At 60.7% G+C, this 18442-nt stretch carries 14 protein-coding genes and 1 pseudogene; 3 read left to right on the top strand and 12 right to left on the bottom strand.

The annotated features are described in order from the left end of the window. The first annotated feature begins 10 nt into the window (after nt 1-10). Genes ribA through C5F71_RS08995 form a run of 3 tightly spaced genes read left to right on the top strand, consistent with a single transcriptional unit; the run spans nt 11 to nt 1841 of the window. Complete coding sequence (gene ribA, locus C5F71_RS09005) at nt 11-628, top strand: GTP cyclohydrolase II (RefSeq protein ID WP_029299440.1); 618 nt, start codon at nt 11-13, stop codon at nt 626-628. After that, nucleotides 625-1044, top strand: coding sequence for a nuclear FMR1 interacting 1 family protein (locus tag C5F71_RS09000; RefSeq protein ID WP_070995307.1), 420 nt, complete (start codon nt 625-627; stop codon nt 1042-1044). The genes ribA and C5F71_RS09000 overlap by 4 nt, the downstream gene beginning before the upstream one ends. Continuing rightward, nucleotides 1044-1841, top strand: coding sequence for a cobalamin-binding protein (locus C5F71_RS08995; protein WP_070995308.1), 798 nt, complete (start codon nt 1044-1046; stop codon nt 1839-1841). Before C5F71_RS09000 ends, C5F71_RS08995 begins: the two co-directional genes overlap by 1 nt. A gap of 130 nt (nt 1842-1971) precedes the next feature. Here the strand turns inward: C5F71_RS08995 and C5F71_RS08990 are convergent, their stop codons facing one another. From C5F71_RS08990 to C5F71_RS08930, 12 genes and pseudogenes are all read right to left on the bottom strand, one after another. Beyond that, nucleotides 1972-3864 carry a TonB-dependent receptor domain-containing protein gene (locus tag C5F71_RS08990; protein ID WP_104910995.1) on the bottom strand — a complete coding sequence of 631 codons (1893 nt, stop codon included), beginning with the start codon at nt 3862-3864 and terminating at the stop codon, nt 1972-1974. A gap of 153 nt (nt 3865-4017) precedes the next feature. Continuing rightward, nucleotides 4018-5916, bottom strand: coding sequence for a 1-deoxy-D-xylulose-5-phosphate synthase (gene dxs, locus C5F71_RS08985; protein ID WP_104910994.1), 1899 nt, complete (start codon nt 5914-5916; stop codon nt 4018-4020). A gap of 110 nt (nt 5917-6026) precedes the next feature. After that, nucleotides 6027-6914: a (2E,6E)-farnesyl diphosphate synthase gene (ispA, locus tag C5F71_RS08980; protein ID WP_104910993.1), complete on the bottom strand. Its 888-nt coding sequence runs from the start codon at nt 6912-6914 to the stop codon at nt 6027-6029. Then, the gene (locus C5F71_RS08975) at nt 6911-7153 is read right to left on the bottom strand and encodes an exodeoxyribonuclease VII small subunit (protein ID WP_029299452.1); all 243 of its coding nucleotides are present in this window, start codon (nt 7151-7153) and stop codon (nt 6911-6913) included. Before C5F71_RS08975 ends, ispA begins: the two co-directional genes overlap by 4 nt. Before the next feature lie 101 nt (nt 7154-7254). Then, nucleotides 7255-7674: a hypothetical protein gene (locus tag C5F71_RS08970; RefSeq protein ID WP_104910992.1), complete on the bottom strand. Its 420-nt coding sequence runs from the start codon at nt 7672-7674 to the stop codon at nt 7255-7257. Between the two features lie 215 nt (nt 7675-7889). After that, complete coding sequence (locus tag C5F71_RS08965) at nt 7890-8201, bottom strand: contact-dependent growth inhibition system immunity protein (RefSeq protein ID WP_104910991.1); 312 nt, start codon at nt 8199-8201, stop codon at nt 7890-7892. After that, nucleotides 8198-12844 carry an RNase A-like domain-containing protein gene (locus C5F71_RS08960; protein ID WP_104910990.1) on the bottom strand — a complete coding sequence of 1549 codons (4647 nt, stop codon included), beginning with the start codon at nt 12842-12844 and terminating at the stop codon, nt 8198-8200. The genes C5F71_RS08965 and C5F71_RS08960 overlap by 4 nt, the downstream gene beginning before the upstream one ends. Nucleotides 12845-13184: 340 nt before the next feature. Next, a complete protein-coding gene (locus C5F71_RS08950) occupies nt 13185-13583 on the bottom strand; it encodes a MerR family transcriptional regulator (RefSeq protein ID WP_104910988.1) in 399 nt (132 codons plus the stop codon). Then, nucleotides 13570-14165 (bottom strand): annotated as a pseudogene (locus C5F71_RS08945) (NAD(P)H-dependent oxidoreductase). Before C5F71_RS08945 ends, C5F71_RS08950 begins: the two are co-directional and overlap by 14 nt. 114 nt (nt 14166-14279) lie before the next feature. Next, a complete protein-coding gene (locus tag C5F71_RS08940; RefSeq protein WP_029292307.1) occupies nt 14280-15920 on the bottom strand; it encodes a CapA family protein in 1641 nt (546 codons plus the stop codon). Between the two features lie 54 nt (nt 15921-15974). Beyond that, nucleotides 15975-17063 (bottom strand): M14 family metallopeptidase, encoded by a 1089-nt coding sequence (locus C5F71_RS08935; protein WP_104910986.1) that lies wholly within the window; start codon nt 17061-17063, stop codon nt 15975-15977. A 74-nt stretch (nt 17064-17137) separates the two neighbouring features. Next, nucleotides 17138-18430: an MFS transporter gene (locus tag C5F71_RS08930; RefSeq protein ID WP_104910985.1), complete on the bottom strand. Its 1293-nt coding sequence runs from the start codon at nt 18428-18430 to the stop codon at nt 17138-17140. Between the last annotated feature and the right edge of the window lie 12 nt (nt 18431-18442).

The following is an 18442-nucleotide window of genomic DNA, read 5'->3' as shown; positions in this document are numbered from 1 at the left end:
GGAGCACACGGTGCCCGTCGTTTTCGTCGCTGCTTCCAAGCTGCCTACCCCTTTTGCCACGTTCACCATGCATGGCTTTCTTGAAAAAGCCTCCGGGCGCGAGCATGTCGTGCTCAGCCTGGGCGACGTGGCCGATGGCGCCCCGGTCCTGGGCCGGGTGCACTCCGAGTGCCTGACCGGTGACGCACTGTTCAGCCAGCGCTGCGACTGCGGTTCGCAACTGGAAGCCGCGTTGCAAGCCATCGCCCGTGAAGGCCGTGGTGTGCTGCTGTATCTGCGTCAGGAAGGCCGTGGCATTGGCTTGCTGAACAAGATCCGCGCCTACGAACTGCAAGACGGTGGCGCCGATACGGTCGAGGCCAACGAGCGCCTGGGCTTTGCCGCCGACCAGCGCGACTACGCCATCTGCCTGCCGATGCTGGAACACCTGGGCATCCAGTCCCTGCGCCTGATGACCAACAACCCACGCAAGGTCAAAGCCTTGACCGAAATGGGCATCACCGTTGCCGAGCGCGTGCCGCTGCACACCGGGCATAACCCGCACAACAAACTCTACCTGGCGACCAAGGCCAGCAAGCTCGACCACATGATGGGCAACGAGCACCAGGGCGAGGTTGACCGGGCGTGACGCGCGGCCAGGTCAAGCGTCGGCTGTCGTTCAGTTGGTGGCAGTACCTGGCGCTGGCGGTGTTGCCGTTGTTCGTGATCAACCTGGTATTTGGCCAGGGTGAGCCATTGTTGCCGGTGTTGGCGATGCCGTTCTTTATCGCCGGTGTCGCCTCGATGTTTGCCAGCCTGCGTTACTTCCATGGCTACAAACACGCGCTGATCGCCACCTCCAAGGCCCTCGATACGCCTGAAGAGCCCGCCGCGTGGATCACCCTTGCGGCCCGTCGACGCACGGCGTTGCTGGTCGCGGCATTCCCCGCCTGGATCGGTGCGCTGGCGGTGTTCGTCGGCCTGGAAGCGGTGCCGCTGTTTCTCCTGGCCTTGTCGACCCTGGTGCTGTTCTACCTCTATCGCATCCCGCGTCAGCTCGGTTGATGCGCCTCTGGCTGGCGGTTTTGCTGCTGGCCGCCAGCGCGTCGGCGACGGCGGTCGAGCGGGTGGTCAGCCTCGCGCCATCCTTATCTGAAATCGTCGTTGAACTGGGCGCCAGTGATCTGTTGGTGGGCGTTCTCGACGGCGGCGAACGGCCTGACGCGCTGCGCAATGTGCCCTCGGTGGGGCGTTATGGGCAGTTGGACCTGGAACGCCTGCTCAGCCTGCAGCCTGACTTGCTGCTGCTCTGGCCCGGCAGCGTCGGCCCTGCCCAGCGCGAGCAGCTCAAGCGCTTGAACATCCCGATCTACGTCGCCGAACCCCATAGCCTTGAACAACTGAGCAGCCAGGTCGAGGCCATCGCCCGGCAGTTGGGCCGTGCCGAGGATGGTCGCCAACTGGCCGCCCGCTTGCGCCAACGCTTGGCCGAGCTGCGTCAGCGCTATTACCGCAGCGAGCCGTTGCGGGTGTTCTACCAGGTTTGGAACCAGCCGCTGTACACCGTGGGCGGTGGGCAGATCATCAGCGACGCGCTAAGTGTGTGTGGCGCGCGCAATGTGTTTGACGACCTCAAGCTGCCAGCGCCGCAGGTCAGTATCGAGTCGGTGTTACAGCGTGACCCCGAGGTGATCCTGGCGGCGGATCAAGCGCAACTGGACGACTGGAAGGCCTGGCCCCAGGTGGCGGCGGTGGCCCAGGGGCGCTTGCTGATCGTGCCGGATAAAGGGCTGGAGCGGCCCAGTGGGCAGATGGTGGAGGCGGTGGGCAGGTTGTGTCAGGTGATTGCGCCGAACCGCTGAGACCGCTATCGCAGGCAAGCCAGCTCCCACATTTGTTCTGGGGTGCGGCCAAAATATTCTGTACTGCCGCGTGTGAGTACAGTCAAATGTGGGAGCTGGCTTGCCTGCGATGACGTCGGCCCAGACAACCTCAGAGCTGCGGCGTCCACGTCACCCCAACCATCCACGTCCGGCCTTCTTCCCGATACGGCTGGTTGTTCTGGAAATTCGGATCGTTATAGCTGTACCACGCCCGTGTGTAACGGCGATCCAGCAGGTTATCGACCTTAAGCGACAACGCCACTTCCCGACTCAGCGCCCAGCCGCTGCGCAATCCCACCAGGTAATAGCCCGCGAGGCGGTTCTTGTTGTCCTCGGCGTCGTAGCTGCTGCTGATGGCCTGCCAACTGGCGCCCAGGCTCAACTGATCGAACTGCCGATCCAGGTCCAGGTTCAGGGTGCGCCGGGCGCGGCGGGCCAGGGTATGGCCGCTGGTGCGGTCGCGCGGGTCGATGATCGACAGGCCGAGGTTGCCTTGCCAGCCGAACAATTCTTGCTTGAGGGCGGCTTCGAAGCCGTTGATGCGGGCGGTGGCGACGTTTTGCGGTTTGCCGCCGTCGAGAATGATCGCGTCTTTCAAGTCGGTGCGATACAGCGAGGCCTCCAGCCGCGTGCTGTCGCTGAGCTGGCTGCGCCATTGCAGTTCGTAGCTTTTTGACGTTTCGGGCTGCAGATTTGGGTTGCTGTATTGGGGGTCGGGGTAATACAGGTCATTGAAGGTCGGCGCACGAAAGCCTTCGCTGTAACTCAGTAATACGTCGTTGTCGCTATTGACCGGCAAGGTCAGCGTACCGCTCCAACTGTTCTGCGCGCCGAATTGCTGGTTATCGTCGTGACGCAGCCCCAGTTCGGTGGAAAACCACTCTCCCTTGAAGCGATGCTGGATAAACGCTGCGCGGTTCCAGCGGCTGTTTTCGCTGAACGTGGTGCTGCCGTGAAAACGGTCTTCATACCAATCGCCACCCAGGATCAGGCTGTTTTGCTGATCGAGCGTGAGGTCGTTCTGCCAGTTGATCGAGTCGCGGTAGGTGTTGAACACACTGAAGTCAGGGCTGAGCTTGTCGCGTTTGGTATCGCGGTTTTCGCTGTGGCCCAGCTCCACACGGGTCTGCCATGCCTCGTTGAGTTGGGCGTCGATATAGGCGCTGGCGCTGCTGACGGTGTAGTCGGTATAGGGCTTCTGGCCGACACTTTGCCCAGTGGCGAAATCATAGCGACCAAAGCTATTGTCATATTCCGACTTGCCCCGGCTATCCAGCAGGTTGAAGCCCACCTCCAGTTCATCACTGAACTCATGGCTGAGGTTCAGGCTCAGCGACTTATTGCGATAGGCATCATGGTCACGGTCACTGGGGAATGAGGCGTGGCTCCAATCGATACCGGCGGTTTCATCCAGGCTCGCGCCCAGGTTGAAGCGCGTGCGTTCATCGCCGCCCGACAGCCCCAGGCTGCGCTCCCAGGTGTTGTTACTGCCAAAGCCCAGTTTCAGGCGCGGTTGCAGGCCTTGTCCGGCATTGCGGCGGGTGAATATCTGGATCACCCCGCCAATCGCGTCACTGCCGTAAATCACCGAGCGCGACCCGCGCAGCACTTCCACCCGTTCAATCTGATCGACATTCAGGTATTGCAAGCCGCTGTCGCCGGAGGTGGTATTGGCGATCCGCTGGCCATCCACCAGCACCAGGCTTTGCGCCGACTTGGTGCCGCGTATGAAAATCCCCGGCAAGCTGCCCCGGCCCCCGGTCCGCGCCACTTGCACGCCGGGCACGCGGCTGAGCAGGTCAGTGACGCTGGAGGGTTGCAGGCGGTCGATATCGTCGCGGGTGAACACCATGTTAGCGGCGCTGCTGTCATTGCGCGCCTGCACCTGGCGGTTGGCGCTGATCACCACATCGGGAAGCTTCAGGGCGGCGTCGCGGCTGTCGGCGAGCAGGTCCGCAGTGGGTAAAAACAGGAGTGGCAGGGCAAATCGAAGGTATTTCATGGGCCGTCCATGGGTTCCAAGGCAATACAAAACAAATGTGGGAGCTGGCTTGCCTGCGATGCAGACACCTCGGTCTTTCAGATAGACCGGGGTGATGCTATCGCAGGCAAGCCAGCTCCCACAATTTGATCCGGTTTTTACCGGAGGATTGGGTTACAGGCCGAGCAAGGCCATGCGCTGGCGCACCGCGGCCTCGATTCCTGCTTCATCCAACCCGCACTCAGCCAGCATCTGCGCCGGCTTGGCGTGCTCCACGTAGATGTCCGGCAAGCCCAGGTGCAGCACTGACTTGAGGATATTCTCCCGCGCCAGGAACTCGCTGACTGCAGCACCGGCGCCGCCCATGATGGCGTTTTCTTCAACGGTCACCAGCAACTCATGGCTACCGGCGATTTCGCGCACCAGGGCTTCGTCCAGAGGTTTGACGAAGCGCATGTCGATCACCGTGGCGTCGATTTTCTCCGCCACTTTCAGGGCTTCGGCCAGTTGCACGCCGAATACCAGGAACGCGGCCTTGCTGCCCTGGCGACGCACGATACCCTTGCCGATCTCGATCGGTTCCAGGTCTTTCTCGATCACCGCGTTCGGGCCATTGCCACGGGGGTAGCGTACCGCCGCCGGGCCGTTGTACAGGTGCCCGGTGCTGAGCATCTTGCGCAGTTCGTTCTCGTCGCTTGGGGTCATCACCAGCATGCCGGGGATGCAGCGCAAGTAGGACAAGTCGTAGCTGCCCGCGTGGGTCGGGCCGTCTTCGCCCACTAAACCGGCGCGGTCGATGGCGAACAGCACGTCGAGGTTCTGCACCGCCACGTCATGCACCAATTGGTCATAACCGCGTTGCAGGAAGGTGGAATAGATCGCCACCACCGGCTTGGCGCCTTCGCAGGCCATGCCGGCAGCAAAGGTCACCGCGTGTTGCTCGGCAATCGCCACGTCGAAGTAGCGCAGCGGGAAACGCTCGCTGAACGCTACCAGGTCGGAGCCTTCCTTCATCGCCGGGGTAATGCCCACCAAGCGTGGATCGGCGGCGGCCATGTCGCACAGCCATTCGCCAAACACGCCGGAATACTTCGGCCCGCTGGCTTTTTTCGGCGCCGCCACGGGCGCGTCCAGGGGTTCGAGCTTGGTGATGGCGTGGTAACCAATCGGGTCGACTTCCGCCGGGGCGAAGCCTTTGCCTTTCTTGGTGACGATATGCAGGAACTGCGGGCCCTTGAGGTCACGCATATTGCGCAGGGTGGCGATCAGGGTCGGCAGGTCGTGGCCGTCGATCGGGCCGATATAGTTCCAGCCAAGCTCCTCGAACAGGGTGCCGGGGACCAGCATGCCCTTGGCGTATTCTTCGGTGCGACGGGCGATTTCCCACGCGCCGGGTAGGCGCGACAGCACTTTCTTACTGCCTTCGCGCATGCTGGCGTAGGTGCGGCTGGACAGAATTTTCGCCAGGTAATTGGACAAACCACCGACATTGCGCGAGATCGACATATCGTTGTCGTTGAGGATCACCAACATGTTGGCGTCCACTTCCGGCGCATGGTTCAACGCTTCAAACGCCATGCCGGCTGTCAGCGCGCCATCACCGATCACGGCAATCGCCTTGCGATCGCTGTTTTGCAGACGGGCGGCAATCGCCATGCCCAGGGCTGCGCTGATCGAGGTGCTGGAATGGCCGACGCCGAAGGTGTCGTACTCGCTCTCGGAGCGGCGCGGGAAGGCGGCAATGCCCTCCTTCTGGCGCAAGGTGGCCATGCGCTCGCGGCGTCCGGTGAGGATTTTATGCGGATACGCCTGGTGACCCACGTCCCACACCAGCCGGTCGTCCGGGGTGTCGAATACGTAATGCAACGCGATGGTCAGCTCGATGACGCCCAGGCCGGCACCAAAATGCCCACCGGTCTGGCCGACCGTGTAGAGCAATTCCAGGCGCAACTCATCGGCCAGGGTTTCCAGCTCGGCTTCACCCAGGCGGCGCAAGCCGGCCGGCGTGTTGGCACGGTCCAGCAGCGGCGTGGTCGGGCGCTTGCGGGGAATCTCTTGAAACGTCGTGGGCATCAGGCGAATCGTTATAGGTATAGAAGAGGCGGCAGTTTACCTCAAGCATCGCAAACTGCCCACGCAGAGCACCGAACTTGGCCGATATGCGGCGCTAATGGCCGCTGTAATCAGTGGCGGCGTTCGACGATATACCGCGCCAAGTCACGCAGCGGCTCGGCTGCCGCGTCGAATGGTCGCAGGGCGGCCAGGGCCTGGTCACGCAGCTCCAGGGCATAGGCCTTGGCGGCTTCCAGCCCCAGCAGCGACGGATAGGTCGGCTTGTCACGGGCAATATCGGCGCCCTGGCGTTTGCCAAGGGTCGCGGTGTCGCTTTCTACGTCGAGAATATCGTCCTGCACCTGGAACGCCAGGCCGACAGCCCGGGCATAAACCTGCAAGGCGGCCAACTGCGCAGCTTCGGCGCGGCCACTGGCCAAGGCACCGAGGTGCACGGCAGCCTCGATCAGCGCACCGGTCTTGTGCCGGTGCATATATTCCAGGGCTTGCTGGTCCAGCTTGAGGCCCACTGAACCCAGGTCAATCGCCTGACCTCCGACCATACCGGCCGGACCTGCGGCAGCGGCCAACGCGGTGACCATACGCAGGCGGATCTGGGCATCGACGCCGCTCAGGCGCGGATCAAGCAAGGCGCTGAACGCCAGGCTTTGCAGGCCGTCACCGGCGAGGATCGCACAGGCTTCGTCAAACGCTTTATGGGTGGTGGGCTGGCCGCGACGCAGATCGTCATCGTCCATCGCCGGCAAATCGTCGTGTACCAGCGAGTAGGCATGAATCAACTCCACCGCACACGCCGCACCATTGGCTTGCGCGGCGTCCACACCCAGCGCCTCACAGGCCGCATAGGCGAGCAAGGGCCGCACGCGCTTGCCGCCGTTCATCACGCTGTAGCGCATGGCGTCATACAGCCGCGCCAGCTCCGGGCTTGGCGCGACAAACAGCGGTTCCAGCGCAGCATTGACCCGGGCCTGACTGCCGGCCTGATAAACGTCGATCATTGCGCTTGTTCCGCGTCGAAAGGTTCTTCGGCCAACTCCCCATCCCGTTCCAGCAACACCTGAACCTTCTGCTCGGCCTGCGCCAGGGCGCTCTGGCAATCGCGGGTCAGGCCGATACCTTGCTCAAACGCCGTCAACGAGTCTTCCAGCGACAACTCGCCGTTCTCCAGACGCTCGACCAGGGTTTGCAGATCGGCGAGGGATTGTTCGAAATCGAGTGCAACTTTTTTACGGGCCATGGCGGCTATTCCGGTTGACGGTAAACGGGCGCGACACTAGCAGATAGGGGGGGGAGGGGCAAATTGGGGCACGGTGGTGGGGCGGGCTTGATCGGTCAGGGTCACCAAGTGGACGGATCTTCCAGGCTGGCCTTGTGCAGATCATCTTTCCATTTATCACTAGCTAATCTATAAATCTCCTCAAAAAACTCACGAGGATCATCTATTTCATCTTCGTTCCAGGCCATGTTTATGTATTCATCATGGTTGTCCTCAAAGAAAACGTGAAAATTAAAGCTTTTGATATTTAAAGAGCATTTCAAGGCGTCCATAAGTTTGTATCTGTGTCTGTATGAAAGCTGTTCTTCTGGATCAAGGCAATATTTGATGATCAGTTCTTCTCTATCTTTTGGACTGTTTGGGTCGTATTTTGAGAGTTCAACTCCTTTGGTTTCTTCTTGGTCGTAAATGTCAAAAGCGCCTACGAAATAATTCAAGCTCGCATCGAAAGGTGTATGGCTGGAATGTGGGTGAAATAGCATTTCTATCTTCCTTTGCTGGGGAATAGTGTGAATGGTGTTCCTCCGTCTTTATAGAGTGCCTAAGGGGAGAGGCTGTTTAACGCTGCACGAAAACAATGGCCGTAACTGTTCTCAGTCGTTCACGCACAGACTAAATGTTCGTGAGAACGTCAATGGCGAAATTATTGCTATGTTGACTCGGAATTAAATTGAATTATCTTTTTTATATTTGATTTTTATGTGGTTTTTCTTCGTGTTTCCATAAGGCGTGAACTGACGTGTTTTAACCAGTCCTTTCCGCTTTCCCATTCGTATGGATAGTAATAATTGCAACCTAACTCAAAGAATAGATATTCTTGCAATTCCTGCTCTGTTTTGTCTGATAGTAAAACTTCGCGTAACTCTGTATTCACCTTTGTAAGGGTTTTTTTGGATGAGTCAGCTATAAAACTTGAAATTACGTCGTCTGCGCTGGCGTGATCGTCAGGCCAATCTTGATTAAAGTAGCCGGCAAGAAATTGCTGTAATTCAAGATGATTTTTAGTCATGGGCTTGGGTATCCTGTAAGTATTTTATAGCCGTCGGGCATTTTTTTATCTTTCAATAGCACAAGGTAAATTTTAGTTCCCTGTGTAGTTGCCAATGCTCCTCTCACTAAACTGGTGCCAATGGGGCTTTGGGTGTTTTGAATAATTGTGATTTTTTCTTTGCTGCCTTTAGTGAAGTTGTTAATTTTGGTTCTGTTATCAGCAATTACCTGCGAAATTGTCGACTCAGCAGTTGCGCGATCATCGAAGGTAGAGGCTGTGGGCACGTGAGGTTCGTGCTTTAGTCTCGAGGCCAGTTGCTCATTGGTTCTACCAATATGTTTTTTTATCAAATGCCCTCCTGCTGCTTCATGTGCTGCTAATCCCCCACCTGGGACTATTTCGCTATAAGGGCCGTCGGCGACTGTCGAAGCCGGGCAAGCTGCAGTCTTGCAACTCAACCCCAACGGATCCACCCACCCCGTTGGGTTGGGCACATACAAATACCCGTTCACCCCACCCGCCAACTTCACCGGGTCGGGGGTCAGGTAGCGTCCGTTGTCCGGATTGTAGTAGCGATGCCGGTTGTAATGCAGCCCGCTTTCCCGGTCGTAATACTGCCCCTGAAAACGCAGTGGATTAGCGACCTCGCCTACATCCAGCCGAGTGATTTTCCCGTAGGCCTGGTAATGGGCAGACCAGACGATTTTGCCGTCTGCGCTGGTCAGTTCCTGCGGCGTGCCCAGGTGGTCGAGTTGGTAGTGGAATGCTTGTGTATTGGCTGGACCAAATCCCTCCAGCAAGGCCAGTGGCCTGAAGCTGTCAGGCTCGTAGAGGTAGCTGCGGTGCTGACCATGGGTGTGTTCGGCGATGAGCTTGTCGCCTTGCCAGAAAAACTCGGTGGTCTTGCCCGCCACGGTTTTGCTGATGCGCCGGCCAAACGGGTCGTAGCGATAGCTGGCCTGGCTGCCGTCCGGCTGGGTGAGGCCGATCAGGCGGTGCTGGCAGTCGTAGCGGTATTCGGTGACCAGTTGCTGCGCGCGGCCGCGGCGTTCGCGTATGAGGTTTCCGAAGGCGTCGTAGTCGTAATGCCGGTCGCCTTGTAGTAACAGGCGGTTGCCGACGACGATGCCGGGGCCTGGGCGGTCTTGCATCAGCAGGTTGCCCGCCGGGTCGTGGGCGAAGCGTTCTTGCACGTCTTGCGAGTGGTCGGCGCGGGTCAGGCGGTCGAGGGGGTCGTAGTGGTAGTCGTGCTGGCCCTTGCGGGTGTCGAGCAGGCGGGTGAGGTTGCCGGCTGGGTCGTAGGTGTAGCGGCGAAGGCCGTGGCGGTGTTCGTGTTGGGCCAGGCGGCCCTGGTCGTCGTAGCGGTAGTGGCTCAGCAGGTGGCCCTGCTGGCGCTGCTGTTCGCGGCCGGCCTTGAACAGGTGCGAGGTGAGTGTGCGGCCATTGAGCTCAACGGTGGCGAGGTGCCCGCCCTTGTCGTGGTTGAAGGTCAGGTGGTTGTTGTCGGGCAGGCGCAGGTGGTCGAGTTGGCCGCAGTTGTCGTAGCCGTAACGCAAGGTGCCCCAGCCTTGATGTTCGGCGGTCAGGCGGTTTTGGCTGTCGTATTCGTAGTGCAGCGGCCAGTGGCCGTCGTCGACGCTTAGGAGATTGCCAAGGCGGTCGTAGGTGTAATCCACCGTGCTGCCATCGGGCAGGGTTTTTCGGATGAGGCGGCCGGCGTTATCGCGCTGGTAGGCGGTAATCAGCTGACGGTCATCGTCGCCAAACTCGGTTTTTTCCTGCAGGTGGCCGTTGAGGTCGTAGACGTAGGCGGTGCGTTTGCCGTCGAAGCCGGTTTCCTGCTGGATCAGGCCGTTGGGGTGGTACGCCAATTGATAGCGCTCGCCTGACTCGTTTTCGATTTCGGTCAGCAGCAGGCGGGTGTTGTCGTAGCGATAGCGCAGCGCCGTGCCATCGGGGTTGATCCGGCGACTGATCAGGTGCAGTCCGTCGGCATATTCATACCGGGTCACACGCCCCAGTTCATCGCGCTCGGCGGTGACTTTTCCGTAGGGGTTGTAGCTCAATTCGCGGGTGGCGCCGCCCGGCAATACCACCTTGAGCAGTCGGCCTACCGCGTCCCAGTGATAGTGGGTCAGCGCGCCGTGTTCATCTTCACGGGCAATCTGCCGGCCCAAAGCGTCGTAGCGATAACGCCGCACGCCGCCATTGGGCAGTTGTTCCCCCACCAACTGCCCAAGGTCATTCCACGTCAGGCGCTGACAGCTGTGGTCCGGATACCAAACCGCTAAAAGCTGCCCGCGCTTGTCATAGCTGTACTCGGTAACGTTGCCATCAGGATCAGTCTGGCGGGTGATATCGCCCTGATCATTACGCTGGTACTTCCAGACTGCCGCACCCCGGCGCATGACCCGTACGAAGCCATGCTCATACTCGTAGGCGGTAGGCTCGTCATCCCCCGGAAACAGCGCCACCAAGCGCCCAGCCTCGTCGTACTGATAGGCCGTAATCGCGCCGAGGGGATCCTGCTCAACCGTCAGCCGGCCCTGTGCGTCGTAAGACTTGAAATGCTCGCCGCCGTCCGGGTCAACCCGCTGCACCAGCCGTGCGCGCGTGTCATGCACATACACTTCCTGGCTGCCATCGGCGTTGAGCAGGGTGACGCGGCCGTCGTCATCCCAGACATAGCGCGTATCCATCTGCGCAAAACTGGCCCAATGCCGCACACAGCGCGCCGCCTTGCCAGACCGTTCCCACGCCCAGAAGAAACTCGCCCCACCGGCCAACTGCCGCTCAGTGATCACCGCAAGGCTGTCGTACTGATAGCGCTCGCTTTCGCCTACAGCGTTGGTCGCCTCAACCAGTCGCCACTGTTCGTCGTAGCGGTAGGAAACGACGTTATGCTCAGTCACCCAAGCGTCATCCGCTTCGCTTTCCACGCGAAACACCTGGTAGTCCACCGCCACGATGTGCCCGCGCTGGTAGCGAAACAGCAGCGCCCGCCCGGCATCGTTATCCAGGCGCAGAATCCGCCCCAACCCATCGCGGGAAAGGCGCAGGCGGTTGTCATACCGATCGCTGATCGCCGTCAGCACACCGCCCTGGAAGTGGTAGAACGTTGCCCCTTGAGCCAGCACCAACTCATCCGACGCTGCCCCCCGATAAATCGCCGCCTCTGCCAGGCTATTGCTGATGGCCGGTCGGGCAGCCGTGGGCAGGGGAAAGGTGGTGCTGCGGTTCTCGTGATCGGTCCACACCACCGACTCGCCGGCCACTTCCAGCCGCTGCGCCAGGGAATGGCTCCAGCCAAAGCCCAACCCGCTATCCACCTCCACGGCACTGGTGCGATACAGCCGCGTCCAGGCAAACGGCAGCACGCCCTGCAACTCGCCATCGGTCAGGGTCAGCAGTTCTTCGCCAGTGACCATGGACACCGGGCAGCCATGGGTCGCGGTTTTGTCGGCACTGGCGCTGGCCGCGCCGTTGGGGTTTTTCGCGGAGGAGGGCGCGTCGTCCACCGCTTCAATTTGCTTGAGCGTGGTATTGCGCCGCGCCCCCCAGTGCATCTGCAGGCCACCTTTTTGTAAGCCGCCGACGACGCCGCGCACGGCCACCGCCTTGTAGCGATCCACCGCCGCCGTAAAACGCTTGAGGATGTCGAACACGCCTTTGACGAAGCCCACCGCAAGCTCAACCACCTGCGCTCCATACTTCGCCAGCCGCAGCCCCAGATACGCGATCCCGGCACCTTGCAGGGCAATGGTCAGCACCAGCGCAATCAGCAAATCAATGAGCAGCGACACGGCAAAGCCGGCAATCACCTCGGCGGTTTTCCCCGCCACCTGGCTGGGCGGCAACGCCGACAGCCAGATCATCGCCGTGCGCAGCATCAGGTACAGCGCCGCCTCGTCGCTGGCCAGCAACATCGCCTGTTCCATCACCTGGGGCGCCTCACGCGCCAGGGCCGCCAACTCGGCGGCCTGGGTGCCGAGGCGTTCGATGTGCTTGGCCGGGTCCTTGAGGATGTCCTGCACCAGCGACACGCTGTCCCACACCCCGGAAATGGCTGACCAGGTCCCGGCCAATATCCCACTGCCAATGGCGCTCGCGCTGGAGGCCTGCCAGTGCGGTTTGAACCCACTCCACTCCTTGCGCAGCCAGGCTTCCAGCTCAGCGGTCAAACCGTCGTAGGACGCAAACAGCGCCTCGACCTGCGCCGCCGACACCCCGCCCTGCACACGCACCTGATAGCGCCCGCCGGCCACGCAGTGATGGGAGGCCTGACCCTGTTCATCCAGTTGGATAAACGTGGAACTGCCGTCATCCAGGCCAATCACCTGCACCTGGAGATTGCCCAGCGGCACGTCATACACCGACTCGAACTTGCTCTCGATCTTCAGCTCACCGCCTGCCGGGCACACGGCAACACTGGAAGCAAAGTCGCTGTCGGTCATGCTCACCGACATTTGGGAATCCCCGACCCGCAGCACCCGCTCCATGCCCAGTAACGCCGGCAAGTCCGCGGCATGGCTGGCCTTGTCCAGGGCCTGCGCGTACCAGCTGGTGACCTGCTGGCGATATACCGCCAGGCTCTGGTGAAAGCCATTCAGCTCGTATTCGATCAGGTCGATGGGCGATGAATCAGGGGCAGGGGCTGGCATCCATGACGTCTCTGCAAAAGAAAGGCGTCGGAGAATGCCGCAGGAAAAGGGCGGTTGGAGGTGTGGTCTGTTAAATCAGAATGGGCTTACGTGCAGGGAGAATTTACTGGGTGGAATCGCCGCTTATGCCCACATGAGACGGCGATGCTGCTGATTGGCAAAAGCCGCTTTTTAGTCATATAGCCAAGGCTTCAGCTCCTGCAGGTTTTTCACCACAATCTGCTGGGCCTCGGGTTTGGGGTCCAGCCAACGGTTTTGCCCAGCGCTGGGTTGACGCCATGACGCGGGAAATCCTGGCCGAAGAGCGCGCCCTGCAAAACAAATGGGGCGATCTGCTGAACTAGCTGTTGCGCGCAGTGCCAGTTTCCACCAGCCGTGCAAACTGGCACTGACCCTGGGCCTGCTCCAGGCTGCCCTCAAACGCCACCAGCCCTGCATGCACCTGTTGCAGGGCTTCGATCTGCGTCATCAACTCGCGCTTCTTTTGCGCTATCGCCTGGTTGGCGCGCTGCCATGGCAGCTCATCGCCACGGTGCCCGTGCAGAATCTCCTGCAACTCCTTGAGCTTGAAACCCAGCTGTTGCGCGCACTTGATAAACGTCAGCAGCTCCACGCTCTGCGCCGAGTAAACCCGATACCGCCCCTCGCGTTGTGGCGGTGGCAGCAAGCCGATGTCCTCATAGTGACGAATGGCCTTGATTGTCGTACCTGACAGCTGCGCGGCTTTACCGATGTACATGCAGATCCTTTCCTAAAAGAGTGTGCCGGCCTTTTTCAGCCACTTGTCGCGCTGCGCTGCGGTAGAGCCCAGCACAGGCCCGAACAATAAGGTCTTGGTCGGCTTGATGCCGCAAAAATCAAGGGTGGTCTTGCGCATCTGGTGCAATCCGGGCATGCGGTAGAACCAGCGGTAATACCACGGCGGCGTATCCAGGGCCACCAGCAGGTGAGCGGTTCGGCCTTGCAGCAGCTTGTCGGGGAACGCTTTGCCCTTGCGGTATTTGAAGGCGAAGCCGGCAAGAAAAATCCGCTCGATGAACCCCTTCAACAAGGCCGGAACACCGCCCCACCAGATGGGGAACACGAACGTCAGATGTGTCGCCCACAGAATGTCGGATTGGGCGCCGAGCAAGTCGGGCTCCAGGGGTTGGGCCTGGTGATAGGCATGGTGCAGGATCGGGTCGAAAACCAGCTCGCCAAGGCGCAGGATGCGCACCTCATGGCCGGCGTTTCGGGCCGACTGCAGGTAGGTCTCGGCGAGGGCCGAACAGAAGCTGGTGCTGGAGGAGTGGCCAAGGATGACCAGGGTGCGCTGAACCACGGGGGAAGTCCTGAAGGGAGTGATGTTCAGCGTAGGGTCTGCCGTATAGGGGAGAGTCAAGGCCCGCGACAAAAAAGCCTGCGGTTCAAGGCAGGCTTGGCGCTGTTGCTCCCATCAGTCCGGGAGGCTGGAAAGTGGCGACAGGATCTCGTTCCACACCTTGTCCCGCAGATGGGGCAGTTGGCTCTTCTCCAGTTCGGTCAGCCCGTAGCCATCCGGGTTCTCCAGCACATCGAAGAACTTGACGATGCGGCAGTTGAAACGCTTGTCATCCAATCTTTCGTTAACGATGTAGATAGGCAGTGCCTTGACGTTGAACAGGCGAGTAACCCCCAGGAATTTCCCGATGCTGAATTTGAGGGTGTAGGCCAGTTTTGAGTTACGGCTTTCGGGGTGGTAACTGACGAAGTCGCCGAACGCGTAGATCACCAGCGCATCCTGCTTGCCAGGGCGCGGGATAAGTTCTGCGGGCTGGCTGACATGGGCATGGTTGCCGAGGATCGTGTCTACACCGCAGGCAATCACCTTGCGTGCGGCTTCCACGATATTGACGTGGGGGTACATCTCGAACTCCCAGCCCCAGTGGCAGTAGGCGATGATCCAGTCCGCACCCTTGGCTTTGGCGCGGGCGACCTGTTCTTCGATCAGTGAGTAGTCGGGCGCCGGGTTTACATCGTTGAAGCGCACCACGTTGGCCAGGTACGTCTTGTCAGGCGATGGGTCGCGGCCGTTGAGGTCAAAGGTATAGGCCAGCAGGGCAACCTTGATGCCGTTTTTCTCCACCACCACCACGTCATCCTGCTCGGCCTGGCTGGCGGCAGTGCCGGCATAGTAGGCGCCGGATTTTTTCAGTACATCGAGGGTGGCGAGTACGCCTTGTTCACCCCAGTCCAGGGCGTGATTGGTCGCGGTACTGAAGAAGTTGATGTTCGCCTCATCACGGAACTTGCGGAACATCGCCTCGGAGGTGTTCATCTTGGCCGGTTGCCCTTTGGCCTGATAGCGTCCCAGTTCACTGTGCCGATCAACGGTCGATTCCAGGTTGGCGCTGACGATGTCTGCGGTGCTGTAGAAGTCCGTGATGTCATCGAACAGGTGCGGGGTGTTCTCCGGGGTCAGGACATCGACCGCCAGCAGGTCTCCGGCACATGACACCGAGACCGAGCGCAAAGGCGGGTAGCCGAAGCCTGGGTCCAGCGGCGATTGATTGAGGTTGAAGAAGTTGAACGCCTGCGACTCAAACAGCTCCTCCAGCCCTGAGCCTTTCTCGGCCACCTCAAGTTGATTGAACCAGTAGCGATAAAGCCACTTGAGTTTTTGGAAGGGCTTGCCCGAGATGTCGTACACCCCGGTTTCTGCCTGCGGGTAGTGGAATTGCTCATAGAAAACGTAGCTGGCCAGCAGGACCGCGAGCCGGGTCAGGCCGCGCAGGTCAATGTGCTTGAGAGCAGGGGGGATGATCCCGAACGGCGGGCCGTTGATGAGGTCATCGAAGGTGACGCCCGCGCTCAACTTGGCAGGGTCGGCCAGGATTGGCTGGATCGCGGCAAATACCTTTTGCGGGCCCTCCTGGGCCACCCAGCCGAACAGCACCCGGGCGTTTTCCTGCTCCTGGGGGCTGAGCGTTTCGGTCATCTGCAGTTCGCCAGTGGCTACCTGGCTGAGTGTGGCGACGACCTGATCCTGATGCTGGTCGAGACGGGCCTGGATCTTTTGCATGACCTCTTTTAACGCTTGCACCAAATAGGCACTCATCATGAACATCCTCTGTGGTTTGAGTGGGTACCCCACCGATAGTGGGCATTTTTGTCATTCAAGGCGTGTGGCAAGACCGCGCAGGGTCAGCGCCGTCACTTCGCGGGCTTGTTCCAGTACCTGGCGTTTCCAGCGCTCGGTATCGATGTAGAAAGCATCGCGCAACTGGCGCTTGATCTGCACTCGCCGGGCGTGTGCCGTATCCGGATGGGTGTGCAGCCAGTGATCGGCACGTAGGGCCGCCAGCACCCGTGGCCCCGGCTGTGTGCCGTACTCCAGGGTCAAGCCGTTGTATTGCGCGTGGGGGCATTCCTCCATCACGGCCAGGTCCAGGGTGCCGTTGAGCATGGCCGACGAGGAGGTTCCGTCTGCGCTGGTCGTGACCTGCGCGCCCCACCAGCTTCGCGCCCGTGCAATATCGCCGGGGTGGTTGAGCCCTTTGTAGATCCGCTCACCCACGCCACACGGACCTAGCCCCGTGTGCACATCGATCCAGCCGATGCGCCGGCAGTGGTTGCCCAGGCGACGGATAATCTGGCGCAGTTGCTGATTGCTCCAGGTTGGTGAGGTGCCCGCGAAAAACAGGCCATCCGCGTGGCTGTGTTGGCCGCGGGTAATAGCTGACTGCAGGGCTTTGCTGCCATGGCGCAGGGCGTATCCGGCCAGGCCCAACGTGCTGAGCAGGGTCGGTGGTTGCCGTCGCGGCAGCAGCAGTGGGGCAAGGGCGTGGTAGTCAGGGTTGTCGGGCAGCGGTTGCGCGAAGTCAATGAAGTTACGGTTGAGGTCGACATTGTCTTCGTTGACCCGGCGCAGCCAGGAGAAGCCGTAGGGGTTGATCGCATGCAGGTACAGCACCGCCAGGTCCTGGCGCTGGCCGTGTTGCATCCACTCGCGGTTGCGCAGGTGATCGACCTGCACGGCCGAGCCGCAGAAACCTTCCACGCCATGCACACCGCTGCTCAGGACCAGCAGGTTGGTGGCCGTGGGCGAGCCTGCAAGCGCCACGTCCAGGGCCAGTTCCTCGCCATCGCTGCCCGGCAACGGGTGAGCATGGGATTGGACCTCCAGGCCGGCGTTTGCGCAGGCCTGGAGGAATTTTTGCCGAGCTTCGGCGTAGCTTTGTGAAAAGCAGGATAAGTCCATCGGGTGTTCCCTATTGGCAGTCGTGCTGGGCGCTGCGCGCAGCGATCAAGGTGGTGGGGCCGCCGCTGCGCGGCTTATGCCGGGCTGATGGCCGCAGAACCTGCGTCGGGAATGCTGGCCGTGAGTGCGCGGCGACTGCGTTCCGGGTCGATCAGCGCAAGCCCAAGCAGGCTGAACACCAGCAGGGCAATACCAAACAGGCCGATGGCCAGTTCGAAGCCACGCACCAGGTCGCCGTTCTGCCAGCCGATGGCTTGCCCGACCAGCACGGGCGCGAGCATGCCGGCGGTGGTCAGCAGGGCGATATGGATCGCCAGCATGCTCCCGCGTTGGCGAGCCGGGGCGATATGGGCAACGATGCTGAAACCGAAAGCCGACAGCAGGTTGAGGAGAATGCTGCCGAGCAGGAAGAACCCCAGGGTCACGGTCAGGCTGGTGTTGGTAAAGCCCATCAGGATGTAGGTCACGGCGGCGACCAGGCAAGCCAGCAGGGGCGGCACGACCATCGCCTTGCGGATGCTGGCGCCGCGTTTCATTGCGCGTTGCGCCAGGCTGGAAACCAGCAGGTTGATAAAGATCACCCCCAGTGTGGTGGCCAGCACCAGGTAGCCCGATTGCATCGGCGTCATGCCCAGGCCTCTTTGCAGGTAGGTGGGCAACCAACTGTAGAGCAAGGCATTGGGCAGGTAGCTGCAGAACGCAACCAAGGTAATGCAGACAAACGTGCGGTTGAGCAACAGCCGCTTGTAGGGCAGCGTAGGCAGCAGGTCGCCCTGGGTGTCCCGTGTATCGTCATGTTGGCCTTCGCGGCCATAACGTTGCCACAGCAGCAGCCACACCAGGCCGACACCGGCCAGCAGCACATAGCCCGTGCGCCAGCCGTACTGCTCGATCAACTTGGGCAGCGCCACGGCGCCGGCAATCGCACCGAGCATGATCGCAACCTGAATCAGCGCCGCCGGCAGCACCCGCTCGCGGCTGGTGTACCACTTGAAGCAGGCGTGTTGGGTCACCGCCGTGCCCGGGCCGCAACCGGCGCCGAGCAGGACGCGGCTGGCCAACAGGGTAAAGAAACTGGTGGACAGGGCCGCGAGCAATTGTGCGGTCATCCACACCAGGGCCATGCCGGAGAGAATCCAGCGGCTCGGCATGCGGTTGGCAAGAAAACCCACCAGCACCCCCGAGATCGAATAGAGAAAAAAGAACGCGCTGCTGATAAAGCCGAACTGCGCTGGCGTGAGCTTTAACTCATCAATGATCTGCGGGCCGGCGAAGGCGAAAATGGTCTTGTCCAGCACGCTGATAATCACCACTGTCATCAGCAGGGCAACTACGAGCGGGCGTCGGCTATCGGTCAATGAACGCATGGAAATGGCCTT

The sequence above is a fragment of the Pseudomonas sp. LG1D9 genome (assembly GCF_002949995.1).
GTDB lineage: Bacteria > Pseudomonadota > Gammaproteobacteria > Pseudomonadales > Pseudomonadaceae > Aquipseudomonas > Aquipseudomonas proteolytica.
Note: the sequence above shows the minus strand (reverse complement) of the source record. Positions and strands in the feature narration are given on the sequence as shown.